Annotated in this window: 19 protein-coding genes; 11 read left to right on the forward strand and 8 right to left on the reverse strand. The window is 61.7% G+C overall.

Going from position 1 to position 24,593, the window contains the following annotated elements:
- Nucleotides 1–1,482: 1,482 nt before the first annotated feature.
- The 5 genes from ASD72_RS04195 to ASD72_RS04215 form a co-directional block, all read right to left on the reverse strand.
- Nucleotides 1,483–1,983: a hypothetical protein gene (locus ASD72_RS04195; RefSeq protein ID WP_056878739.1), complete on the reverse strand. Its 501-nt coding sequence runs from the start codon at nucleotides 1,981–1,983 to the stop codon at nucleotides 1,483–1,485.
- Between the two features lie 25 nt (nucleotides 1,984–2,008).
- Complete coding sequence (locus tag ASD72_RS04200; RefSeq protein ID WP_056878740.1) at nucleotides 2,009–2,365, reverse strand: TonB-dependent receptor; 357 nt, start codon at nucleotides 2,363–2,365, stop codon at nucleotides 2,009–2,011.
- A gap of 144 nt (nucleotides 2,366–2,509) precedes the next feature.
- Nucleotides 2,510–5,527, reverse strand: coding sequence for a Tn3 family transposase (locus ASD72_RS04205; RefSeq protein WP_046933271.1), 3,018 nt, complete (start codon nucleotides 5,525–5,527; stop codon nucleotides 2,510–2,512).
- Nucleotides 5,528–5,551: 24 nt separating this feature from the next.
- A complete protein-coding gene (locus ASD72_RS04210) occupies nucleotides 5,552–6,820 on the reverse strand; it encodes a site-specific integrase (RefSeq protein WP_046932193.1) in 1,269 nt (422 codons plus the stop codon).
- Nucleotides 6,817–7,239, reverse strand: coding sequence for a helix-turn-helix domain-containing protein (locus ASD72_RS04215; protein WP_046932166.1), 423 nt, complete (start codon nucleotides 7,237–7,239; stop codon nucleotides 6,817–6,819). Before ASD72_RS04215 ends, ASD72_RS04210 begins: the two co-directional genes overlap by 4 nt.
- Before the next feature lie 99 nt (nucleotides 7,240–7,338).
- On the opposite strand from ASD72_RS04215, the gene ASD72_RS04220 reads away from it, so the two are divergent.
- The 6 genes from ASD72_RS04220 (at nucleotide 7,339) to ASD72_RS04245 (ending at nucleotide 15,256) form a co-directional block, all read left to right on the forward strand.
- Entirely contained in the window at nucleotides 7,339–8,523 is a 1,185-nt protein-coding gene (locus tag ASD72_RS04220) for a DUF3703 domain-containing protein (RefSeq protein WP_127170488.1), read from the forward strand.
- On the forward strand, nucleotides 8,520–9,137 hold the full coding sequence (locus ASD72_RS04225; protein WP_046932167.1) for a cation diffusion facilitator family transporter: 618 nt from the start codon (nucleotides 8,520–8,522) through the stop codon (nucleotides 9,135–9,137). Before ASD72_RS04220 ends, ASD72_RS04225 begins: the two co-directional genes overlap by 4 nt.
- Before the next feature lie 412 nt (nucleotides 9,138–9,549).
- A complete protein-coding gene (locus ASD72_RS04230) occupies nucleotides 9,550–10,827 on the forward strand; it encodes a TolC family protein (RefSeq protein WP_056878741.1) in 1,278 nt (425 codons plus the stop codon).
- Nucleotides 10,824–11,774, forward strand: coding sequence for an efflux RND transporter periplasmic adaptor subunit (locus ASD72_RS04235; protein ID WP_080948168.1), 951 nt, complete (start codon nucleotides 10,824–10,826; stop codon nucleotides 11,772–11,774). The genes ASD72_RS04230 and ASD72_RS04235 overlap by 4 nt, the downstream gene beginning before the upstream one ends.
- 8 nt (nucleotides 11,775–11,782) lie before the next feature.
- Nucleotides 11,783–14,971: a CusA/CzcA family heavy metal efflux RND transporter gene (locus ASD72_RS04240; protein ID WP_056878742.1), complete on the forward strand. Its 3,189-nt coding sequence runs from the start codon at nucleotides 11,783–11,785 to the stop codon at nucleotides 14,969–14,971.
- A 9-nt stretch (nucleotides 14,972–14,980) separates the two neighbouring features.
- Nucleotides 14,981–15,256 carry a hypothetical protein gene (locus ASD72_RS04245; protein ID WP_046935218.1) on the forward strand — a complete coding sequence of 92 codons (276 nt, stop codon included), beginning with the start codon at nucleotides 14,981–14,983 and terminating at the stop codon, nucleotides 15,254–15,256.
- A gap of 281 nt (nucleotides 15,257–15,537) precedes the next feature.
- Here ASD72_RS04245 and ASD72_RS04250 read toward each other — a convergent pair whose 3' ends face one another.
- On the reverse strand, nucleotides 15,538–16,626 hold the full coding sequence (locus ASD72_RS04250) for a UvrD-helicase domain-containing protein (protein ID WP_056878743.1): 1,089 nt from the start codon (nucleotides 16,624–16,626) through the stop codon (nucleotides 15,538–15,540).
- On the reverse strand, nucleotides 16,604–18,181 hold the full coding sequence (locus ASD72_RS04255) for an AAA family ATPase (protein WP_056878744.1): 1,578 nt from the start codon (nucleotides 18,179–18,181) through the stop codon (nucleotides 16,604–16,606). Before ASD72_RS04255 ends, ASD72_RS04250 begins: the two co-directional genes overlap by 23 nt.
- Before the next feature lie 262 nt (nucleotides 18,182–18,443).
- Between ASD72_RS04255 and ASD72_RS04260 the strand changes: the two genes are divergently transcribed.
- On the forward strand, nucleotides 18,444–19,496 hold the full coding sequence (locus tag ASD72_RS04260; protein WP_054668669.1) for a DNA-binding protein: 1,053 nt from the start codon (nucleotides 18,444–18,446) through the stop codon (nucleotides 19,494–19,496).
- A gap of 20 nt (nucleotides 19,497–19,516) precedes the next feature.
- Here ASD72_RS04260 and ASD72_RS04265 read toward each other — a convergent pair whose 3' ends face one another.
- Nucleotides 19,517–20,275, reverse strand: a complete 759-nt coding sequence (locus ASD72_RS04265) for a hypothetical protein (protein WP_232310122.1) — start codon at nucleotides 20,273–20,275, stop codon at nucleotides 19,517–19,519.
- A gap of 120 nt (nucleotides 20,276–20,395) precedes the next feature.
- Here ASD72_RS04265 and ASD72_RS04270 point away from each other — a divergent pair, with 120 nt between their 5' ends.
- The 4 genes from ASD72_RS04270 to ASD72_RS04285 all read left to right on the forward strand — a co-directional run bounded on the left by ASD72_RS04270 (nucleotide 20,396) and on the right by ASD72_RS04285 (nucleotide 24,592).
- A complete protein-coding gene (locus ASD72_RS04270; RefSeq protein WP_046934799.1) occupies nucleotides 20,396–20,746 on the forward strand; it encodes a helix-turn-helix transcriptional regulator in 351 nt (116 codons plus the stop codon).
- 176 nt (nucleotides 20,747–20,922) lie between these two features.
- Entirely contained in the window at nucleotides 20,923–21,342 is a 420-nt protein-coding gene (gene copL / locus ASD72_RS20420; protein WP_081420134.1) for a transcriptional regulator CopL, read from the forward strand.
- A 113-nt stretch (nucleotides 21,343–21,455) separates the two neighbouring features.
- Entirely contained in the window at nucleotides 21,456–23,324 is a 1,869-nt protein-coding gene (locus ASD72_RS04280; protein WP_046934797.1) for a copper resistance system multicopper oxidase, read from the forward strand.
- Nucleotides 23,321–24,592, forward strand: coding sequence for a copper resistance protein B (locus ASD72_RS04285; RefSeq protein ID WP_056878746.1), 1,272 nt, complete (start codon nucleotides 23,321–23,323; stop codon nucleotides 24,590–24,592). Before ASD72_RS04280 ends, ASD72_RS04285 begins: the two co-directional genes overlap by 4 nt.
- Nucleotide 24,593: the final 1 nt, after the last annotated feature.

Consider the following 24,593-nt stretch of genomic DNA (forward strand, 5'->3'; position numbering starts at 1 on the left):
AACCACGCTCGCTGACCTGCTTGACCGCCTCGGCCTTGAACTCGTCTGTGAATCGCTTGCTCGCCATAGATCCTCCGATCCTCAAAAGACACTATCAGGTGTCTACGGAATCGGGGGCGTACCAGGTTGTACGCCGCTCGTCGGATCGGCAGAGAGCACTTACTCAGGGTTGTGTCCCCTCCAGCTACTTGTATAAGCGCCGTCAAGAACAAGCAACGGCTGCTATTCTGAAAGCCTTCCGGCTTCGCAAGTTTCCCTCGGGATGAGCGCCTATGAAGAATGCCAATGCTCAAGACAAATCTGCCGAAGAACTGCAGACTGCTGTCAGCGTCGATGACTGGCTTCGCGAGCAGGTGCTTCCAATTGCACACTCTGTTAAGGACGGTTCCATAGTTCTTCTGAGCTCGCAAGAAGTTCGCGAAATCCTAAAGTCACACCGTGAGCTCCGTGAATCTAGGCGAGCTCAGAAGAAGTCATGATGGTCAACGACTCGATTTAGCGTCAAGGTTTCAAACAGCTATGTTTGAGCATTCTGGCTCTGAGAGCGCCGGTTGTTGGATGTACTTCCAGAGGGGAGATCTGAATCAGCGACCTCCAGGCTGAAGAGGCCGAATTCCTGTAGATGAAGTTCTTGAACTGATTCGTTCTCTCGAGCCGAGTTGGCGTCTTGCCGCCTCACAGAGGCGCGTTTATTGCCCGGAGTGCTTTGTCGGAAAGGGCAGTAGCAGGCGGTGGCCGACACTAGCTAGCTGGCTTGATGCCCGTCAGTTGCGCTGCACTACGCATGGAGTGGTACTCGTTTACTTGGATCCTATGCACGGTCAGGATCCTGGGTACGCTCAATGCCAAATGGCCCCAGAGTTGCTAGAACTCTACGATTGGACCCAACAATGGCTTCGGATGGAAACCGAAGCAGTGTTGCGTGCGCAGCAAGAGTGCTTGTGGCGTCGCGATCTTGTTCACTTGATATGTCGTAACGGACGTCGGCGAGGTGCCACTCTGCTGCAGGGCTGGGAGCGTGGCAGCTTTGGCATTTGGGTTGGTACGGTCATGAGAAAGGAGGGAAGCTCAGTGCCGGCGAGCCGGGCAGGGTGGGCGTTCTGTCTGCTCCCGAACGATTGGGCACGCTCCTACTGGCTCATCGTGCCTGGCACTGCTTCCGCGGTGAAATCTCCGCCTTCCCCCAACTTCCGGCTATAGCTTGGCGATGGCTGGCACGCAGGTGGACTCCGAGACTGCACGGACTTCCCAAGAAGAAGTTCATAGAAATGATGGAGAACCTACTCGCGCATGCTAAGTGAAGCAGTCCAGTCGCCTGGCCATCATGATTGGGGCAACGAGCTAATCAGGGATGCTTATCGGGAGTAGGGCAGGTCCGCTCTCGACCCACGGCGAGCATTGGATATCGGGCCAAGTGCTGGGCGGTTGTTCTTTCGCGGCACTCCAAAGGACGGTGGCCGGATTGCCGGCCACCGCCCAGGATTACCGGACGATCTTTCCATTGATGATTGGATAGTAGATGGAAGGCGTCTCTTCGTTGAGATCGATCTCGACCAGGCTGGAGTCGGCGTGGTTCACCGTCAGCTCCCAGCGACGGCGTTCGCCTGCCACGTAGGCCTCGATGTCAGGGAACAGCTGTTTGATCAGTTCGCCGCGCGAGATCGGATAGGGCTTCGGGTTGGCCGGCGAGACGCTGACGATGACGAAGTCGTAGTCGCCGTTGAACTGGTGGCTGCTCAGCACGTACAGCGTGCTGCTGATCGTTGTGCCGTGCTTGATCTGCGCGTCCATGATCGGGCGGTGCCACTTCTTGTACAGCGCTAGCCATTCGTCGTGCTTGCCTGGCGGCACCTTGTAGTAACTGATGCCGACGCGGGGGCGGTCGGGCAGTGCGCGGCCAGAGAGCGCCTGGGCGGCCGCGCTCTGGATGCCGGCGACGGTGAGGGCCAGCAGGGCCAGGGTGGTGAGTAGTCGGGTCTTCATTCAATGTCCTCGAGTGGGTGGTGGATCAGAAAGTCGCCGTCAGGCCAACAAAGTACTGGCGGCCGAAGATGTCGTAGGTACTCGCGTGAGTGGCGCCGGGCGTGCCGCCGACCTGTGGCGGTGCCTTGTCCAGCAGGTTGTTGATGCCGGCGCGCAGCGACAGTCGCTCGCTGACCGTCCAGTCGCCGAACGCATCGAAGTAGTGGTACGCGTCGACGCCGGGCGTGGTCGAGGCCGGATTGGTGACCTTGGAGCTGTGCTGCTGCGCGCCGATGTAGCGCCAGCGCAGGCCCGCGCCGAACGCGCCCTGGCCGTACCGCACCTGGCTGACAGCCTTCCACTCGGGCACGTAGCCGACTGCGCCGGCGTAGTCGTAGACCACCCCGAGGGTCGGCAGGGATTCGTGAGAAATACAGCCGAATCCGCTTTAAGTTTTTGATGTTGCGTGCTTTTCTTCTTCATACGCCGCTGAGGCCACGAAGTGGCCTATTAGCACTTCGCGTCGAAACTGAATAGACAGAGTCCGCTACCCTCTCGGCTCGGCGATCTGCGTCCAGTGGGGCTCCAAAACGATCTCGGTGAATTGGAGAGGCGCGACCTTACGTTCCAGGTCGAGCGTGTAGTCTCCGAACCGATTGATGTGGCTGGTCCGATACGGCGACAAGCCGCCCAGAACCTCGGGATTCAACTCCATCCCCTCCTCCTGCAGGCTGGCCAACGTGCGTGTCATCTGGTCTACGTTGTGCAGGATGATCATATTGGCCACGAGCTGGTTGTACTTCACGACCTTTCGCTGCTCATGAAGCACGTTCTCGGCAATGATCCCTTCTCCGCCGAAGAAAACCCATTTGACGAAGCCATTGAACTCTTCGCTTTTGTTGGTGGCCGCCTGGATAGTCCGACGCATGTCCACGTCATCGATGTAGCGCAGCAAGAACAGCGTGCGAATGACCTTCCCAAGCTCCCGGAAGGCGAAGTACAACTTGTTCTTCCGGCTGTAGGTTCCCAGCCGGCGAAGGATCGTCGAAGCGGTGATCTTGCCCAACTTGATCGACACCGTGACCCGCAGCATGTCGTGCAGATGCGTTTCGATCAGGCCCCAGTCGATGCTGTCGCCGAACAGCGCCTGGATGTTCTTGTACGGGCGACCCGCCTCCGCGCGGAAGAAGGTCAGATCCTTGATGTTGCGAATACGTGGCATCAACTGAATGCCCAACAGGTAGGACAAACCAAAGACCGGATAACTCTGGGCCTGGGTATCCCCATGCACGATTTCAGGCTGGATATCAGACGTGTTGGCCAGCAATCCGTCCAGAATGTAGATCGCTTCGTGCACACCGCACGGAATGAAGTGACTGAACAGCGCCACGTACTTGTCAGAGACGTGGTAGTAGCCGATGCCGCCATAACCACCGTAGCGGATGTGGTACTCCGAGAGCAGGTTCTGCTCGTACATGCTCCACTTGGTGCCATCGGCCGACGCACTCTTGCCCGAGCCCCAGTAGCCAGGCAGATCGAACTTGTTGAACGTATTGATCACCTGCACGATCGCCTTGTCCAACGTGTCTTCAGTGACGTACTTGAGGTTAAGCCAGGAAATCTGGCGCCGACTGAAGCCCTTGATTGAGCGCGCAGTCTGGGTCGGGCCCAGGTTGCACCCGTAGCAGAACAGCGTAGTGATCACCCGGCGCATGAGATCGTCCACGCGCGCATTGGTGCCCGCAATCGGCCGGAAATGACGGTGCAGCTTGAGCCATTGAGCCGCATCGATCAGCACGTCTACGATACTCATCGCCGGCAGCCTCTCGGTGATAAGAGCATCGACCGTGGCAATGGCGCTGGAGATCTCAGGCCGTTGCAGCTTCCGGAGCACCAGGCGCCCATCCACCACATCGGCGTGGACGTTCTCCGGAAAACGTGCATCCACCGTGTCGGCCAGTGAGCTCAGCTCTTGCTGCAAATGGCGCACGAACTCGCTGGCCTCGGTGGCCAGACCAGATACCTCACCGTAGGCCTCCAGTTCCTGGGCGAATGTGGCCTCATCCACCAGTTGCTCTCGGTAATCGTCGTAGCGCTCCCCGTGGGGAATGAACAGATCACCGGATTTGAGTTCGTCTTTGATCTGGGCCAGCACAGCTAGCTCAAAGTACTTGCGATGCACCCAGCCCGGCCCCAGCGAGTCCGCTTTGCGGCCGAAGACGTGCCTGCGCCAGTTGACTGACAACCAGCCCAGATCCTTTTCAACATCCAGACCGATCGAGCTGGCCTCAATCATGTCCCGCCGCTGACCGCGGAGCGACAGCAGAGCAGCGATCATGCGTTCCATGCCCGCGTCCTGGCTGGTGGAGCGCAGTTGCATGATCTCCAGGCAGTTGAACAGCAACGGGCGGACAACGCTGTAAGGCTGGATCAGGAATGGCAGGTAGTTGCGGCCTGCGTACGCCATATGTTCATCGCATTCGGCCAGCAGTGTGGAAATGTCCGCCACCAGACTCAGTCCGATGGCATCCACACGCTGTGTGTCCGTTCCGTCGATCTGATAAGCCTGCAGGATCTCCTTGAGCTGCGCGATAAGCGTATCAGCACGCTTGCCGTGCTCTACTTGGTAGGCCAACAGTCTTTGCTGGGCCGTGTTCTCCAGGTTCTGCATCAGCCGGATGTACAGGTCGGCCGCATCGTCCAATGTCTTGGCGTACTGGGACCGAATGAAGATCGTCGCCAAGGCATAGCGCTTGGCCGGCTTGAGTTCGGCCAGTTCGCTGGCATCGAGCGCACGCGCCATGGCGCGGAACTGCTTCAGCTTCGGAACCGGAATATCCACGGCCGGCAACTGCTGGGCCAGATGTTGCAGGCGTTGGATATGTTGCAGATAAAAGCGCACTTCCTTATTGGTGGGCCGTTTGGGCTCGCGCTTTAGCGCATTCCAGCCGGTATATGTGGCATTGGCCGGTGCGGCCAACAGTTCCTTGATCAAGCTCTTGGCTGGCGCGGTCAAGGCCTCATTGATGCTGCGGTAATACTGCTCATGCACCTGCTCGCGGGCCTGAACCGCAATCTTCTCCAGCGTACTGAAGCCCGGCAGCTCAAAGCGATGGTGAACCAGCTCCTCCAGCAGCACGTTGATGATGTCGGCGATGACATGCTTGGTTTGAGCGGCGGCCTGGGCCACCGTTGCCAGCCATTCCCTCCCGCTGACATCCAGCGGACGAACGCGCAGGAACTTTCGCAGGCGCGCCATATGGGCGCGTTTAGCGCCGGAGACGTCGTAGCGATTCAAGTCTCGGATGGATAGCGCCCGGCGCAGCCCGGCTGCCTGGGCAATATGTTGCCGAATCCGTTCTGGGACATCGGCTAGGATCACGAAGTAGCCCAGCCGCTGGAACATCTTCAGGTGAATGAGCACAGCCAACTGAGTGGTTGGCTGGGTCGCCATGCTACGTGCGAGGCGCACTTCGCCGCCGCTGGGCGTGTAAATCTCGTCCAGTTCCTTGGCCGTGGGATCAGGTTTCAGGCGCGGATACGCGGTCTCGTGCAGCGTCGCCATGCAGTGCCCTGGTCAGGGTTGAGGTCAATCCCAGTGACGCCCGTCCTCGGCGCGCACGGAGGCTTCCAGAAAGCAGTGGTGGTTATCGGCAACGCGATGCATCTCATCCAGCAGCATGGCCATCCTCTCGTCCATGTCCGCGGCGTCGACCACCGGCATCGTGAGTCGGTACTCGCTTCCCTCGGCATCAAGCCGATGGGCTTGAAACGGGGATAGGCACATCGCCTCAATGCGTGCCCGAGCGCGGCCAGCGCCCCTGCCTCGGGGCGTAAACGGGCTCACTAGCAGGCGCAGCGTCAGGCTCACGGTCGCGGCCGGCGCTGGCAGCGCCGCCGAGGCGAGCGCGGGGGGCGGCGCGGCCTGGAGGCCGGCTTCAACGCGTTGGCGGGCGAACGGATCGCGGCCCTGGATGTAACGCATGGCCGAGTGCACGTCTCGCCATCCGACGTACTCCATCAGGGCTTTCACGTCCCAGCCGTTGTCATTGGCCCAGCCCGCAAAGCCCCGGCGAAGGGAATGGCTGCTGTAGCCTCCCACGGCCTCCAGACCTGCGGACTGAAACAGGTCGCGCAGCAAGGGGATCAGGCTGTTCGGATGCAACCCTTGGCTGCCGACGTTGCCCCATTGATCGACACGCCGGAACAGCGGGCCTTGAGTTAGCGCGGCTGCCTGCACCCAGGCCTGCGTGGCACTGACCGCGCACAAGCGCGACAGAGCGGGCACCTTGTACGTATTGCCTGCCGACTGTCTGTCGCCCTTGCTGCGCGGCAGGAAGCAGATCATTCCCTGCTCGGGTACCAGTTCCAAGTACTCAATCTGCAGCCGGATCAACTCATCGCCGCGGAATCCTCGCCAAAAGCCCAGTAACACCAGCGCCTTGTCGCGCATGGCACGCAAGGCATACGCGTGGTCGGCGCGCTCCTGGGCCGCCAGCGTGGCTTGGTCCAGCCACCCGACTACTTGGGTCAGCTGGGCCAGCTGCAACGGCGTGGCCTGCTTTTCGATTCGGGGGTGTAGCGTCTGAATGCCCTTGAGGACCTTGCGTACCAGCGGCGTACGCGTGGGATCGACGAACCCGTGCTCGGCGTGCCAATGCGCCAGTGCTGCCAGTCGTTGCTTCAGCGTGTTGATTGCTGCCTTGGGGGCCTGCTCGGCCAGATAGCGGGCCACGCTATCGGGCGTCGCCGGCAGATGGCCACCCCATTCGACCTCGAAGTGGCGCAGCGCCGAGGCATAGCTGCGCTGCGTGTTCTGACGCGTGGCCGCTTCGAGGTAGCGGTCCACATCGCTCACGCCTGGCAGCACTCCGCCGACGCGCAACCGGCCGGTTGTCGCAGCGTAGAGAGGATCGTGCACTCGGCACGTTGTCCGCCATGGCAACTGGCGATCACCCGCTCCAGTTCCCGGGCCATCCTGCGCAGATCCTCCATCCGGGCCTGGATATCAGCCAAATGACTGCGTGCCAGCCGATCTACGTCCATGCAGGACATCTGGTCGTCCCCGGACAACTGCAGCAGGCTGCGGATCTCTTCCAGACTGAAACCCAGATCCCGGCCGCGGGTAATGAAGCGCAAACGCTCGATATCGGCAGGCTCGTAAACGCGATACCCGCTGCCGGTGCGACCAGGTTGGGGTAACAGGCCGATCCGCTCGTAATAGCGGATGGTTTCCAGATGGCACCCACTGGCCTCGGCGGCCTGACTGATCTTCATGTGGCGACTTGACTCTGTAGTAGCTACGGACTTTACCTTGCCCCCTGTCCAGCCGCCAGCCTCCCGCCCGCGCGCCTCTACCCGTGTCCGGAGCTCTCCATGTTGCGCTCACGCCTGATCCGGTATGCCGCGTATCCCGCCCTGATGGGCGCGGTTCTGGCCGGCACGGCCGCAGTATTGGCCGATGGCCTGCCGGCTTGGCCAACCTTGGCGATCCTGGCGACCGCGGGCATTGCCATGGTGGCGCTGCTGGAGTGGCTGCAGCCCTACGAGCCGTCTTGGCGCCATAGCCAAGGCGACCTCAAAGCCGACTTGATGCATGGCGCCGTCAACTTTGGCCTGCTGGCCGGCACCGCCTATGGATTGCATGCCTTTCGCGGCCTGCTGCCCGCCGGCAGCCTATGGCCGACCCAGTGGCCCCTGATCGGGCAGATGCTGCTGGCGGGGCTGGTGATCGACTTGGGCCTGTATGCCATGCACCGCTTCAGTCATCGGGTGCGATGGGCATGGAAACTGCACGCTATCCACCACAGCGCTGAGCGCTTGTATTGGCTCAATGGAGAACGTCGTCACCCGTTGAGTGCACTGCTGATGGCCGGCCCGGGCTTGGGGTTGACTGTCGCCTTGGGTGCGCCGCCGCTGGTGATCAGTGCGTGGCTGACACTGATGAGTGTTCAACTGGCTTTCCAACACGCCAACTTGGACTACCGCGTTGGCCCGCTACGTCGCTGGCTAGGCGTGGCCGAAGTACATCGGTGGCATCACAAGCGTGACTATGAAGATGCCCAGGTCAACTTCGGCGAGTTCTTCATGATCTGGGATCGTCTGTGCGGCACCTTCCTTGATCGCCCTGAAACGCTGCGCGCCGGCGAGGTCGGGTTGCGCGAGGAAACGATGCCTGCCAGCTATTGGGCGCAGATGTGCTGGCCGTTTAACGAGGCTCCAGATCAACGGGATACGGCCTTTGCGCAATATCTTTGGCAAGGCGATCAAGCGCTACAACAAGGCGATCTCACGACGGCCTACAAACGGTACGAATTGGCCCACGTGCTCTCGCAGCACCGCACGCGCTTGCACGTGCGTAGTCATTGGGCGTTCGCAAGATGGGCGTGGCAAGCCCACGACATGCGCGAAATGGCTGGACAACTGCTGCGCCTGATGGCCGCTGCGACCCTGACATGGGTGTGGATGCCTAAAGGCAATACCGGTGGCGCTCGGGTAAACGCCTTGCGCACGATGCCGATTCCTTCAGAACTGCGTAATTACATGGAGAACACCCGATGAGTGACTGTGGCTGCCATCACGAGGCCAAGAACGCCCAGGAGCGACGTGTACTGTGGATTGCCTTGGTCCTCAACGCGGCCATGGCCGTCATTGGTGGCATCGCCGGCTGGATTGCCCATTCCACAGGTCTGCTGGCTGACGCGCTGGATATGCTGTCTGATGCCACCGCGTACGCCATTGGATTGGTGGCCATCGGACGCACGGCCCGCTTCAAGGCCAATGCCGCTTGGCTCAGTGGCAGCATTCTGCTGGTGCTGGGTATTGGCGTGCTGGTGGAGGTCGGACGACGGGTACTACAGGGCGCCGAACCACTCAGCGGATGGATGATCGGCACCGCGCTGCTATCGCTTGTAGTCAACGTCATCGTGTTGCGCATGCTCTCGCCGCTGAAGTCCGGGGAGGTCCATCTGCGAGCAACGTGGCTGTTTACCCGAGCCGACGTGGTGGCCAACATCGGCGTCATTCTTGCGGGCGTACTGGTGTGGTGGCTGGCCAATCCCTATCCCGACTATGTGATTGGCACCCTTATCGGTTTGTACGTGATCAAGGAAGCCATCGAGATCCTGCGTGACGCACGTCGGGCCAGCACGCAAGTGGGCAAGCCGACCGCGTGAAGATGCGTGTGCGAGCTCTGCCCGCGTTCCGCTGGCTGCTGGCGCTGAGCCTGGCACTGGGTGCCATATGGCACCCGGTGCTTACGGCGGTGGGCGAAATGCACGAGGCAGCCCATACGTGGTCCGGCGCTCACGCAGTGCTGATGACGTCCCACGCGGCCGCTGATGAGAGCGCCTTGGGCAAATCGCTCCATCAGTTACATCAACTCGCGCATTGCTGCGCGCACGCAGTCGCCGCTCCGGCGATGACTTGGGCGCCACCTCCTGCTCCGCAGCAGCAGGCCGTAGAGCCACACGCGGTGGAGACGGTGCCCACAGGGCCATTGGTCGATCCGTTCCGACCGCCTATTGCGGGCCAAGCGCTGGCGTAGGCCAGTCCTTAACCATTGGTCTGAACTTCTGGAGTGTTGCTATGCAAGTGCGACGTGCGGCGCTGGCCGCTTGGTTGCTGCTGGGTGCAGGGATACCTGCCTGGGCGGTCGACCCCATGACATTGGACGACGCATTCGACCGCGTTGCCCAAGCCCATCCAGACCTGCGCCTGGTGCAGGCACGTACCGCGGTACTGGCGGCCGAGCACGAGGGCGCCAATCAGCGCCCGCCTTGGACATTGGGTGCCGAGGTGGAGAATGCCCTGGGTACCGGAGATGCGAGAGGCTTGGACAGCGCCGAGTTCACCGTGAGTCTGAGCTCGGTGCTGGAGCGAGGCGGGAAACTGGATGCGCGCAGGGCCCTGGCGCAGAGCCGCATCGATGCGCTGGCTGTTCAGCGGGAAGCTCGTCGGCTGGATCTGTTGGCTGAAACGGCGCGGCGCTATCTGGCATTGGTTGCAGCGGACAAGGCCGCCAAGATTGCCCAAGTCGATATCCAACAGCGCCAGCGTACCGTGGCCGCTGCTCGTCAACGTGTGCAGGCCGGCGCCTCACCCGAGTCGGTGCTGTTGACTGCACAGGCTGCCTTGGCAAGAGCCGAGCTGGCCCAAGCAAGGGCCTCCCAGCAAGCCAGCGCTGCACGCCAGCATCTGGCCGCCCTCTGGGGGGAGCGTGAACCCGTGTCGGCGCCGGTCGCTGGCAACCCGCTCGCACTACCGGCGATCGGTTCTCTGGAAACCCTTTCCTCAGAACTGCAGCGTTCTCCCGAGCTGGCCCAGTTTGTCGACGAGCGGCGCATTGCCGAAGCACGTTTGAATCTGGCTCGCACAGCAGGCACGTCGGATCTGGCTTGGCAAGTCGGCGTGCGTCGGATGCAGGACACAAGCGACACCGCGCTCGTGGGGGGCATCTCGCTGCCTTTGGGTGCTCGAAGCCGGGCGCAACCAGAGATTCGTGCCGCTGAGGCGGAGTTGGAAGTGCTTTCGATCGAACGTGAGGCGCAGGGAATGGCGTTGTATTCCACCCTGGTCGAAGCCCACGGCCGTTACACCGTCGCCCGTGACGAAGTGGCCCGTCTTCAAGACGATGTGCTGCCCAAGCTGACCAAGGCTGAGCAAGCGGCCGAGCGTGCATATCGCGCTGGGGCCATCAGCTATCTGGAATGGGCGCAGCTGCAGTCCGAAAGGACCGCAGCTCTGCAGCAACAACTGGACGTCGCGCTCGATGCGCAACGTGCCCTCATCGAAATCCAACGGCTCACCGGCCAGGCCATGGTTGCCTCTGCCGCTGCCGCCACCTCCGGAGAGTTGACCCCATGAGCCGTTTCCCCTGGATCGCGCTGGCCCTGACATTGGCCCTGACGGCTTGTAGTGGCCCGGCACCCAATGCCCGTGGCGAGGCCGAAGAAGGCCATGAGGCCGAAGAACAAGGCGAGCACGAAGAACTGCCCCAACAGACCACGATCGAGGCCCAAACGGCACAGTCCGCCGGCATCCGCGCCGCCCGCGTGGGTCCTGGCCAGATCGCCGATGAGCAGGAAGTCCAAGGGCTGCTTACGCCGGTCGAAGGTCGCATCGCCCTGGTGACTGCACGTTTCCCCGGTCCTGTGCGTGCCGTTCGCGTAGGCGTGGGCGACCAGGTCAAGGCAGGACAGGTGCTCGCGACGGTGGAGAGCAACTTGAGCCTGACGACCTATTCCGTTACCGCCCCCATAAGCGGCGTGGTGATGGCGCGGACCGCCTCGGTCGGCACGTCTGCCGCCGAAGGCGCGCCCTTGTTCGAGATCGCAGATCTGTCCACCTTGTGGGTAGATCTGCATATCTTCGGACGGGACGCCGGGCACATCGAAGCTGGTGTGCCGGTGACCGTGAGCCGATTGAGTGATAGCGTTTCCGAGCAGACGACCTTGGAACGCGTGCTGCCCGGCACCGCCACGGCCAGCCAAAGCACGATCGCACGCGCGAGCTTGCGCAATGCCGATGGACGCTGGCGGCCAGGTTCCGCCGTTAAAGCACGCATTACCGTTGATCGCGCAGAAGCGGATCTGGTAGTCCCCGTGACCGCGCTGCAGACCGCCGAAGATCGGGACGTGGTGTACGTGCAACAGGGCGAGGTCTATCACACGCGCCCGGTGAAGCTAGGCCGACGCGACGCCGAACGGGTGGAAGTCTTAGAAGGCCTGAAGGCCGGTGAGCAGGTGGTGGTGGCCCAGAGCTTCCTGGTCAAGGCCGACATCGAGAAGTCCACCGTCGAAGAAGAAGAGTGAGGCCCGCCATGCTCGAACGCCTCATCCATTTTTCCATTCGCCATCGCTGGCTGATGCTGGTACTGACCGCAGCGCTTATTGCGCTCGGCGTGTGGAGCTATCGTCAGCTGTCCATTGACGCCACGCCCGACATCACCAACGTCCAGGTCCAGATCAACACCCAGGCGCCAGGTTACTCGCCGCTGGAAGCCGAGCAACGGGTGACATTCCCCATTGAAACGGCGATGGCCGGCTTGCCCCAGTTGGACTACAGCCGCTCGTTGTCTCGCTATGGGTTATCGCAGGTGACGGTCGTCTTCAAGGATGGGACGGACCTGTACTTCGCGCGCCAGCAGGTCGCCGAGCGCCTGCAGCAAATCACGTCTCAGCTTCCTGAGGGGCTAGATCCTGAGATGGGGCCGATCTCTACCGGTCTAGGTGAGATCTTCATGTACACGGTGGAAGCCGAGCCCGATGCCCGCAAGCCCGATGGCTCCCCGTACACGGCCACGGACCTGCGGACGCTGCAGGATTGGGTGATCCGCCCGCAACTGCGCACCACGCCTGGGGTGACCGAGGTCAACACCATCGGTGGCTTTGAACGGCAGATCCACATCACTCCCGATCCAGCGCAACTGGTAGCCCTGGGATTCACGCTCCAAGACGTTGTTGGCGCGGTGATGCGCAACAACCAGAACGTGGGAGCCGGCTACATCGAGCGCAACGGGCAGCAGTTCCTGGTGCGCGTACCGGGCCAGCTACGGGATGTGGACGCGGTCGGCAGCATCGTGCTGGATCGTCGTGATGGCGTCCCGATCCGCGTGCGCGATGTCGCCACCGTTGGCGAAGGCAAGGAGCTGCGCACCGGCGCGGCCACGCAGAACGGGCATGAGGTGGTCGTCGGTACGGCCTTTATGCTGTTTGGCGCCAACAGTCGCGACGTTTCTCGGGCCGCTGTGGCCAAGCTGGAGGCTGCCAACGCCAGTCTGCCCAAAGGTGTGCACGCCAAGGCGGTGTATGACCGCACGGCGTTGGTAGATCGCACCATAGGGACCGTTGCCAAGAACCTGATCGAAGGCGCGCTTCTGGTGGTGGTGGTGTTGTTCCTGTTACTGGGCAATGTCCGGGCGTCGTTGATCACCGCAGCTGTGATCCCGCTGGCCATGCTGTTCACCATCATCGGCATGGTGCGAGGCAACGTATCGGGCAATCTGATGAGCCTGGGCGCGTTGGACTTCGGGCTTATCGTGGATGGTGCGGTCATCATCATCGAGAACTGCCTGCGTCGTTTCGGCGAGGCGCAGAATGCGCTGGGCAGGCAACTCAACGATCAAGAGCGATATGACCTGACGGCTTCGGCAACGGCGGAAGTCATTCGACCGAGCCTGTTCGGCCTGGGCATTATCGCGGCCGTCTATCTGCCGATCTTTGCCCTCTCCGGCGTCGAGGGGAAGATGTTCCACCCCATGGCCATTACCGTCGTCCTGGCGCTGACCGGCGCGATGATGCTGTCGCTGACGTTCGTGCCAGCGGCCATTGCAACCTTCCTGCGTGGACGCGTGGCCGAGCACGATAACCGACTGATGCGCTGGTCACGAGCTCGCTACACGCCGCTGCTGGATTGGGCGCTACGCCGTCGATTGGCCGTACTGGGCGGCGCCACGGTACTGGTGGTCGCGTGCGGCATCCTGGCCACGCGGCTGGGATCGGAGTTCGTGCCCAGCCTGGATGAGGGCGACATCACGCTGCAGCCGATGCGGATTCCAGGCACGAGTCTGGAGCAATCGGTGGCGATGCAGGAAACATTGGAGAAGCGATTGGCGCAGTTTCCCGAGGTGGCCAACATTTTCTCCAAGATCGGTACCGCCGAGGTAGCCACCGATCCGATGCCCCCCTCGATGGCCGACACGTTCCTCATGCTCAAGCCGCGGGATCAGTGGCCAGATCCCCGCAAGCCCAAGGCAGAGTTGATCGAAGAACTGGAGCAAGCCGCCAAGAAAATCCCCGGTAGCAACTATGAGTTCACCCAGCCCATCCAGATGCGCACGAACGAACTGATCTCCGGCGTCCGCTCGGACGTGGCGATCAAGGTCTATGGCGATGATCTGGATCAGCTCGCACGACTTGCTGGCCGCATCGAGCGGGCAATGCGTGAAGTGCCTGGTGCTGAGGACGTGAAGTCTGAGCAAGTGAGCGGACTGCCGTTGCTCACGGTAACCCCAGACCCGGTAGCGCTGGCACGGTATGGATTGAATCCAGGAGATGTGCAGGAGACGGTGGCCACCGCTATCGGTGGTCAGGTAGCGGGCCAGTTCATTGAAGGCGATCGTCGCTTCGCTCTCGTGGTCCGGCTACCCGAAACATTGCGCTCAGATCCGGCGGTGCTGGCAGACCTGCCGATTCCGTTGCCCGAGGACAATAGTCCCGATGAGTCCAGCCGTGAGGCGACATGGCGTGGCGGTAGCCCTCGGACCGTGCCGTTACGTGAGGTCGCTACCATCCAAGTCGAGCGTGGACCGAACCAGGTGAACCGCGAGAACGGCAAGCGACGCGTGGTCATCACGGCCAATGTGCGCGAACGCGATCTGGGAAGTTTCGTGGGAGATTTGCGCACCAAAATCGGCGAGGAAGTGAAGATGCCGGAAGGCTACTGGGTGGCCTATGGAGGCACGTTCGAGCAATTGATCTCCGCCAGCCAGCGCCTTTCCGTAGTCGTTCCGGTCACCTTGGCTCTCATATTTGCTCTGCTGTTCATGGCCTTTGGGTCGGCAAAGGACGCTGCGATCGTGTTCAGCGGGGTACCGCTGGCGCTGACCGGCGGCGTCATCGCGCTGGCGCTGCGCGGAATTCCGTTGTCCATCTCCGCCGGCGTGGGCTTCATCGCCCTATCGGGCGTGGCGGTGTTGAACGGCTTGGTCATGATTGCCTTCATCCGACGCCTGCGCGAACAAGGCGATCCGCTGGATGAGGCCGTGCGCGATGGTGCGCTCGGCAGGCTGCGTCCGGTGCTGATGACCGCGCTGGTGGCTTCTTTGGGCTTCTTGCCGATGGCTCTCAATGTCGGTGCGGGTTCGGAAGTCCAGCGGCCCCTGGCGACCGTGGTGATCGGTGGCATCTTGTCCTCGACCGCCTTGACCCTGTTTGTATTGCCCGTGCTGTACCGGTGGTTACACCGAGAGCGCGACCGGCCCGTTCTCCCGACCACGGCGCTCGCATGAGGCAGCATCATGCCCAAGCCTGACCTGGAAATTGTGCGTGCGGCGATGTTCGCCGATCCCGGGGTGAAGGCGGTCGACGATCTGCGGTGGATGCCTGCCGCATCCGGGCTGGGCATTCAGGCCACGGTGACAGTGGCCTCATCGGCGGTGGACCTGGCCACAGTGCAGGCCGTCGTGGGCCAGATTCTCGCCACTCAGTTCGGCGTAACAGAACTACACCTGACATTCAACGATCCCGGGCCGGCACCGGCGCAACCGACCCGTGGGCCTATCGAAAAGAGGTAAAGCGGAGGGCGGCATTGCCGCCCTCCGAACCCTCAACCAATCCAACCGAAGGCAAACACCGTTCCCAAGGTCGTGCTGAGCGCTGCTACGCCCCACAACCCAAACGCTGATCCGTCGCAATCGCGTGCAGGTGGCGGCCAGCCTGGGGTCGGCTGGGCACGGAGGAGCGCGTGCTCGCCATAGCAGTGCGCCAGAGAGCGCCAGCAGGCCAAAGGCCAGGCCGAACACCAACGCCTTGTGCAGCCCACCGGGCGCGCCGGCAGCGTGGGAGCAGCACCCGACTAGTCTCGGGACTCATAGACTTGGTGCCCTGGCCAGGCGCAGGCGCCTGCCAGGACAAAGGCCACGCTTTGCCGGGCCCGCGTGAACGCCACGTAGTACTTCGCCGGTGAGGTGATACGGGAGGCGTCAGCGGTGCGCAGGAACTGGGCCAGGGGGCCATTGGGATAGATCAGCACGCGGGAGTATGTCCATCCCTTGGCTTGTCCAAAGTTGACCGCAGGATAGCCATCGCAGGCTTCCCGCCGGTCGTAACGCAGGACGGTGGGCGCGAACTGCAGTACATATTTTTGCACCAGAGTGGGTGCCACCACATAAATGCCCTCATGCCCGGTCAGCTCGCTATTTCCTGACTCGGTGCGCGGCATCTGCGGATACAGCGCATCGGCCAGATCACACAGCGACTGCGCACAGCGGTGGCTGATCACCCGATGCTGGATCTGACACAAGTTCCGCGCCTGCCAGGCTTGGAAAAGCCCCATCATGGCCACACCACGGTATTGCTGGTGACGCGGAGAATGGTTGGTGGCGTAGGTCGCCTGGCGGGTATCACCCACCAGCGTGATCTCGATGCCGCTGGAGAGCAGGCGCTCGACCAGGTCCAGGTCGTAGCCGGCCAAGTCCTGGACCTCATCGATGTAGAGCTCGTCGTACATGGCCGCCAAACGCTCGATGACACGGCCTTGGGTAAGCTCATCGCAGCGCACGGCAAAGTCAGCGGCGCGATCGGAATATATTCGATCGCCGGCCAGATAGTGACGAGCCACCTGACTACGGGGAGCACGATTGTTGGTCCTGCCCTCAACGAAGAGGATGGACTCCACGCGGGGCTGGGCACACAGCGCCGCCTGATAGGGCCGAATGCACTCGCGCAGCAGAAAGCTGTACCAACTGTAGAGCGACACGTGCGCCGGCACGGCGCCAGCCTGCCGTTCAAACGCGCGCCTGATCTCTTCCAGGTTCTCAAGCGTGTAGGTCAGGATGGCGATCCGGCGTTGCGGGCGCGCCAGGGACTGGCGCACCAACATCGTCGTCTTGCCCGAACCGGCCGCCGAGAGCAGTACCTGATTAGGCGATGGCACGCTGGACATAGTCCGGAAACACGATCGAGTGGGGACTATTGAAGATGGCCAACGCTGTATCGGTCTTGTTGCCCTTCATGAACTTCAACAGCGCCGCCTCATCGGCGAACGTTTTATCCAACACCAGATTCAATTGCGCCAGCGTATTTGCCTTGATCAATTGTTGCTCCAGCGAGGGTGCGTCCTCATCGGAGTCATAGTAGATGTAGTTCAGGAAATCAGCGTAGCGTTCCTGCAGCAGGGCTACGTCGCCGTCGTTGTCGGTAACGACAGCGGTTGGGATATCCAGGCGTTGGGCGATCTGCAGAAATCGCTTGAAGGCCAGGGAGTTGACCGAGATCACGTCCACGCCACGGGCCAACGGCGACACGCCGTGGTGATCCTTGAAGGCTCGCTGGACGATCAACTCGTCCGAGGGGCCCTCGACAAGGATCGCCTGCTTGGCCAGGATCAACCGCAGGGTGTCATGACCCGGCAGCTTCATGAAGTAGTCGTGCGTATCGGTCGGCAGTTGGTCCAGTTTTATGTGTCCGCGTGCACTGAAGAGGATCACGTTGTCCACGCCGAGCTTGTTCAACACGAAGCTGCTATGCGTTGCAATGATGACTTGCTGGGCGGTGGACAGAGCTGCGATCTTGTCGATCAGTTGGGTCATACTGGAGAAGGACAGATGATTCTCGGGCTCTTCTACCAGCAGCACGTGCGCAGCACCGGCCGCGCGCATGGCCAGTTTCGTTTTGACCGCACTCTGTTCGCCTTTGCCGGCGTGGGTGAAAGGAAGATCGTCCAGGTAGGGAGACAGACTGGCCTCCCACGTCGACCGCGCCGAGGTGTCCACACCCACGGTCAGCGTCTTATTGCTGACATCGCCCGCATTTTCGGCCAGGAACGTGTTGATGGCCGCCACGTCCGTTTCCTGGGAAAAGCTCTGCCGCATGCGGCGATAACTCAGCGACAAGGCCACGCGCTGAGCCGGAGAAAGCACCTGGTCGATGATGCTGCCGATGTAGCGATCCGTGCCTGAAAAGGTCTTGGCACTGGTGGTATCGATTATCGTGGAGTCGAATGGGATGCTGCGGGCGGTGACGCCATTGTTGGCGAAGGAATACCAGCGGACGGTGTAGTACTCCACCGGCAAGCTGCCCCCCTGGTGCTCGCGCAAATAGGCATCGAACTCGGGGCGATAGTCTTCGTTGAGTTCGATCAGCAGCCGAATGCCGGCCATGTCAGCGCCGAGGGAGTTGTTGGTACCCCGCAATGAAGCCAGGGTGGCATCCCGTCCGAGGTAAGCCTCGATCACGATCCGCGGAGGCGAACCAGGCTGTCCATCCCGCAGACGTGCCAGATACTCGTCGACAGCCGGTTGGTGGAACAGGTAGGGGGTGATTTCGTAGGCGATGCCTCGTCCGTGCAATTGGCCGGTCACGACAGCATGAATAGCTTCCAATAGCGTGGACTTGCCGACCTCGTTGTTGCCCACGATCAGGTTCATGTGGGGGTTGAGCGGCAAATCCAGGTGGCCAAACGCCTTGAAGTTCTCGATGACGACTCGTTCGATCGGCATGGTTCATCCCTGTACGACTGCAGCGCGAGCACGGCGCCCGGAGCCATCCGGACACGCCGGCATGGCGTTCATACTAAACCGGGCCAGTGGGGCGGATTTCGTACGGGTGAGACACCCCGGAGGCGGCTGGCGGCCGATCACGCGGGATAATTCAACATTATCCCGCCTGAGCAAAGCCGCCGCCGAACGGCCGCCTGCACTCTTTATTAGTATGTAATTACATGGTATGTAATACATTACGAAATAATTGGAGAACAGCATCATGGCGCGCGCAGGACTCTACAAAGGGGATGTCCAGAAAGCGCGTGACGCGCTGCTGGCCCAAGGCAAGAAGCCTTCCGTGGACGCGGTTCGGGTGGCTCTGGGCAACACGGGCTCCAAGACCACGATCCATCGCTACTTGCGTGAACTGGAAGAGGAGGAGGGCGGCGGTCCGTCACGTGCGGTGGCCGTGAGTGAGGCCTTGCAAGACTTGGTCGCGCGCCTGGCTGCGCGACTTCAAGAGGAGGCAGAAGCGATCCTCACCAGGGAGCGAGAACGCCATGGGGCCGAACTCCAGCGTCAGCAACAAGCGCTTTCCACCGCCCAACAGGAAGCCGCTGCCCTGGGCAGTCAGCTGCAGCGCACTGAGACCAGCTTGACGCAAGAGCAAGCCGCTCACGCCCTACTTCAGCAGAATCTGCGCGACAAGGTCGCGGAAATCGCCCAGTTGAATGAGCGCATCGCCGGCATGACGGTGCGGCTGGCTGATTACGAGGCGCATACGCGTTCTCTGGAGGACAAGCATGCCCACGCCCGGGAAGCGCTCGAGCACTACCGCGCTTCAACCAAAGAGCAGCGCGAGCAAGAGCTTCGCCGTCACGAGCATCAGATCCAAGAGCTGCAAGTAGCCTTACGTCAGGCCAATGAAGCCTTGGGCGCGAAGAATCAGGAGCTGTTGGTGCTTAACCGCGACAATGGCCAATGGCTGGAGCGCCATGGGCGGATTGAGCGTGAGCTTGTCCAGTTGAGGCAGGTCCACGAAGGCCAACACAGCGAGATCGTGGCGTTGCGCCAGACCGCAACGGACCACATGGCACTGCAGGAGCGCTGGAAGACTGACGTCAAGGCCTTGGATGCCCTGCGCAGCGAGCTAGCTCAAGTCCAAGACACCCTTGCGCAGGAGCGTGAGCGCCGCCAGAGCGCTGAAGCCGATGCGTTGCGTGCCAACGCGCGTCTTGAAGCGCTGGAGCCCCTGCTGAATCAACTGACGCCGGCACAAAATACGGTGAAGAGAACCCGGCGCAGCAGTACGCAGGGTGGGGGAGCGGACTAACGAGGCTACTCGTTTGCCTGCTAGCGGCCGGGATAGCGCTCCCCAGTCCAGTACGCCCATTCCATAGGTACGACCCAGTCTACGAACAGCTTGGCTACTGAGGACTCCGGTGCCAGATGGTAGGGCTTGAACATGCCTTGCTGGGGCGAACTGGTCATCAGGTAGCGCAAGCGCTTCTTGACCTCTTGAAAGATGGCCTCGCGCACATGGGCGCTGTCGTGCACGCCAAGACGCATTGCCACCGACGCGCCTTGGCGTACCGCCGCCCAGCAACAATAGCGCCACTGCGCGATCGGCAGACCCCGCGGTCCGGATTGAAACGCGAACCCCACATCACGTGCCCAGCCTGGGTCGAAGTGATGTTTGAGCAATTGCTGCTCTAGAAACTGCTCGGTCTCCCAGAGTGCAAGTTCATCCCACAGCTCTAGTTTTGCGTCCGCCAGTTCTACATCGTGTGCCATATCACCGAGTTGGTCTTCCAGCACCGGGAGCAGGTGCCTGCGCTCGTGGGTAGACCAGGCGAAAGCCCATTGCAGATCTTCGATGGGCGTGACCTCGGCATCGGGTCGGATCTGCCATCGATCCGCTGGCCAGGGAACTTGGATCAGGGCCAAGTCTCGCAAGGCGTCCAGCACCAGCAAGGTGGAGCGGCGTGTGGGCGCCACCGGTATGCGTCGTAGCTGCGCGGCCAGCAGCGCGGCAAGGAAAAGGGTGCCACGAAGCCCCAACGCCTCGATGCTGGCGACCCCAGATGGCGTCATTGACGAGGTTCCGGGCATGCGGGTTCCGGGGGTGAGGGAGCGGCGTGGCTCCTGGCGATGGCAGCGCTACCGGGGTCGCCGGTTGCCTCAAAGCTAAGAATATCTTAGTATGCAAGGCAGGGTACATCCGCCATCCTTATGGGGTCTCCATGGGGTGCGCGCGTGACTTTGTCAGTCGACTCAACACCGACCTTCGCTCGACGCCTCAAACAAGCCCGCCTGCACACGGGCTTGTCGCAGAAGGAGTTGGGCATCCGGGCCGGTCTGGATCCTCACGTGGCCAGCCCCCGAATCAACCAGTACGAGCGTGGCAAGCACGAGCCGAAGCTGGAGACCGCTGAGCGGTTGGCTCAAGCGTTGGGGATCCCCGCCGCGTTGCTGTACACTGATGATGATCTGCTGGCGAAGTTGCTCCTACGCTGGGGCTCGCTCAGCAAGCAGCAGAAGCGCGAGCTGGTGAAGCTGATCGAGAGCACATCCGAGAAGTAGGCCGTACGGTCGCTCGCTTTATGGGCAGCACTTCGCTTCAACCCGGCCCTTTGGAGCGCCCCCGGATGGAACACCAGTGGGCGCGGCTAGCGCGACTAACGGGGCGCGGCATCTCAGGCCTGCCTGAGATTTTGTTCACGACCGATACACGCGCGCCTTGTCTAAAGTGATTTACCATGTCGCCCGTGTCAGCCTCCTCACTTCTACTGCGACTGATCCTGATCGCCATGCTCGTGCTTAACGGGGCGTGGTCGGCGTTTGCGTCGGTCAGTATGAATCCGGTGATGGAAGAGCAGGCCAGCGAAGTCGCTGCCGCGGTGCAAGTCGCCGAAGACTGCGTCGCCCATCACAGTGCTGAGCATCATCCCGATGCCACATCGATTGAAAAGGCTGGCACTGGGCACGGCGATCATGCCGGCCCCGACTGTTGCAAGTCGTCTGCGTGCCGGTGCGCCTGCGTGCACGCGTGCGCGAGCGCATTGCCTGCGCGCCTGCATGTTTCGGTACAACTGGCCTTGGGCCTGGATGTCATGCCGCTGCCCTTGGGGCATCCGGCGCCTGCCTTGCCTCATCTGATCCGACCACCGATCGGCTAAGCGTCCCTAGGCGCCGCAATGGCGCCGTTGGTGTGGCTTGCATGCCTGTATAGGCCAGCCACCCGCTCTGTACCACCGCCTGCCGGTGGCAACACGACGCTTGGAGCATTTACATGTCGCATGATGATTTTCGTGGTCCACATGGTGGACCGCTGCTGCCTTCGCGGCGGCGATTTGTCCAAGGCTTGGCCTTGGGAGGCGCAGTCGCAGGATTGGGGTTCTGGCCCAAAGCCAGTTGGGCGCTCAAGGGCCCCGGACAAGCCAACGTATTGTCGGGCACCGAGTTTGACCTGACCATCGGCGAGACGCCGATGAACTTCACCGGCAAGACCCGCACCGCGATCACGGTCAACGGGTCCGTTCCGGCGCCGTTGCTGCGGTGGCGGGAAGGCACCACGGTCAACCTGCGTGTCTCCAATGCATTGCCGGCCAACTCCCTCCATGGCACGGATACTTCCATCCATTGGCACGGCATCATTCTGCCGGCCAACATGGACGGCGTGCCGGGCCTGAGCTTTGACGGCATCGGACGTGGTGAGACCTACCACTATAGGTTCACCCTGCATCAGGGCGGAACCTACTGGTACCACAGCCACTCAGGTTTCCAGGAACAAGCTGGGCTTTATGGACCGATCGTGATCGATCCACTGGAGCCAGAGCCTTTCAGCTTCGATCGCGACTACGTCGTGATGCTGAGCGATTGGACAGACCTGGACCCGACGGCCCTGTTCGATCGTTTGAAGAAGATGCCGGGCCATGACAACTACTACAAGCGCACGGTCGGCGATTTCGCGCGCGATGTGAAGCGCAATGGTCTGTCGGCCACGTTGGAAGATCGCAAGATGTGGGGCGTGATGCGAATGACGCCCACGGATCTGTCCGACGTCAACGCCAACACCTACACCTACCTGATGAACGGCACGACCTCTCTGGGCAACTGGACCGGGTTGTTCCGCAGTGGCGAGAAGGTGCGTCTGCGTTTCATCAATGGCTCTGCCATGACGTACTTCGATGTGCGTATTCCGGGGTTGAAGATGACCGTGGTCGCGGCGGATGGCTTGTACGTCCATCCGGTTTCGGTCGACGAGTTCCGCATTGCAGTAGCAGAAACCTTCGATGTGATCGTGGAGCCCTCCGGGCAGGACGCATTCACCATCTTTGCCCAGGACTCCGGTCGCACCGGCTACGTCAGCGGCACGCTCGCCGTGCGCGAAGGACTACGCGCGCCTCTTCCGTCTGTGGATCCCCGGCCGCTGCTGACGATGGCAGACATGGGCATGGATCATGGATCGATGGATATGTCTGGCGGCAGCAAGGGCATGGAAGGCGGCTGTGGTGCAGCCATGGGCATGCCCGGCATGACCCCACCTGCCAGCGGCAATGAGGCCTCGGCCCATGCGGGTCACGCGATGCCCGCCGCCGGCGATGGTGCCATGGCCGGCATGCAGCATGGGGGCATGCAATCACACCCTGCCAGCGAGACCAACAATCCGCTGTTGGACAACCAAGCCATGAGCGTGACTTCGCGCTTGGACGATCCGGGCAATGGCCTGCGCGATAACGGCCGTCATGTACTGACGTATTCCATGCTCAAGAGCACCTTTGAAGACCCTGACGGACGCGACCCCGGTCGCGAGATCGAGCTGCATCTGACCGGACACATGGAGAAATTCTCCTGGGGTTTCAATGGTCAGAAGTTTTCCGATGTCGAGCCGCTACGGCTGAACTACGGCGAGCGCATGCGCATCGTATTGGTCAACGACACGATGATGACCCACCCGATCCATTTGCACGGCATGTGGAGCGATGTGGAAGACGATAGCGGCAACTTCATGGTGCGCAAGCACACGGTGGACATGCCGCCAGGCAGCCGACGTACGTATCGCGTGCGTGCCGATGCGTTGGGCAGCTGGGCGTTCCATTGCCACCTGCTCTATCACATGGAAGCCGGAATGATGCGCACGGTGAGGGTCGACGAATGAACATCAATAGACGCAATACCACCCTGACTGCGCTGACCCTGGCTATCTCGCTGGCCCTGGCCAATGCGGCCAGCGCCCAATCCATGCAGCACCGCTCCATGCCGATGGAGCAGGGCGCCCAGACCCAGGCTCAGGATCACTCTGCACATCAGGCGCCGACATCAAAGCCTGCGCCAGCCCCCAAACCTACAACACCGGCCAAGACCAGCGAAGCGACTATCGATCATGCGGCGATGGGCCATGCCGCGCCGCCGGCTCAAGCAGCCGAGCCTGCCATGCAGGGCATGGACCACTCGCAGATGGGGCACAGCTCGCCCGCGAGTACACCTGCAGCGCCCAAAGCGCAGACGCAGCCGATGCAGGGCATGGATCACAGTCAGATGGCACAGCCCGCTGCGTCCGACGCCTCCAGCACGTCCACGCCTGCGATGCAGGGGATGGACCATTCGCAGATGGGCCACGGTTCGCCCGCATCCGCTACGCCAGAAGCTGGCATGCAATCGATGGAGGGCATGGACCACAGTCAGATGGGACATGGGCCTGTCGCACCAACGCAGCCGCGCACCCCGATTCCTGCGGTGACCGAGGCTGATCGTCAGGCGGCCATCGCGCCTGCACACGCGCATCCGGTGCATGACAATTCGATCAAGAGCTACGTACTGCTCAATCGCCTGGAAGCCTGGGATGCCGATCCGGGCACCGGGCTGGGTTGGGAGGGTCAGGGTTGGATCGGTACGGACCTCAATCGCGTCTGGTTCCGCAGTGAAGGCGAACGCACAGATGGTCAGACCGAGTCGGCTGATCTGGAAGTGCTCTACGGCCGCAGTATCTCCACGTGGTGGGATGTGGTGGCCGGTGTGCGCCATGACTTCAAGCCGGGGGCTTCGCAGAACTTCGCCGCTATCGGCGTACAGGGCTTGGCACCGATGAAGTTCGAAGTATCCGCCACAGCCTATCTCGGCGAAGGCGGCCAGACTGCTGCCAATGTCGAGGCCGAGTACGAACTGCTGCTGACCAATCGGCTGATCCTGCAGCCGCTGGTGGAGGTCACGGCGTATGGCAAGAACGATCCATTGCGCGGAATAGGTTCGGGTCTGAGTACCGCTGAGGCGGGCCTGCGACTTCGTTATGAGTTCACCCGAAAGTTCGCTCCCTACATCGGCGTGGTGTACGAGCGTGCGTTTGGCAATACCGCAGACATGCGACGCGAGCATGGCGAGTCTTTTGAAGACACGCGCTTGGTCATCGGCCTTCGTACCTGGTTCTAAG

This window comes from Pseudoxanthomonas sp. Root630, assembly GCF_001427585.1.
GTDB lineage: Bacteria > Pseudomonadota > Gammaproteobacteria > Xanthomonadales > Xanthomonadaceae > Pseudoxanthomonas_A.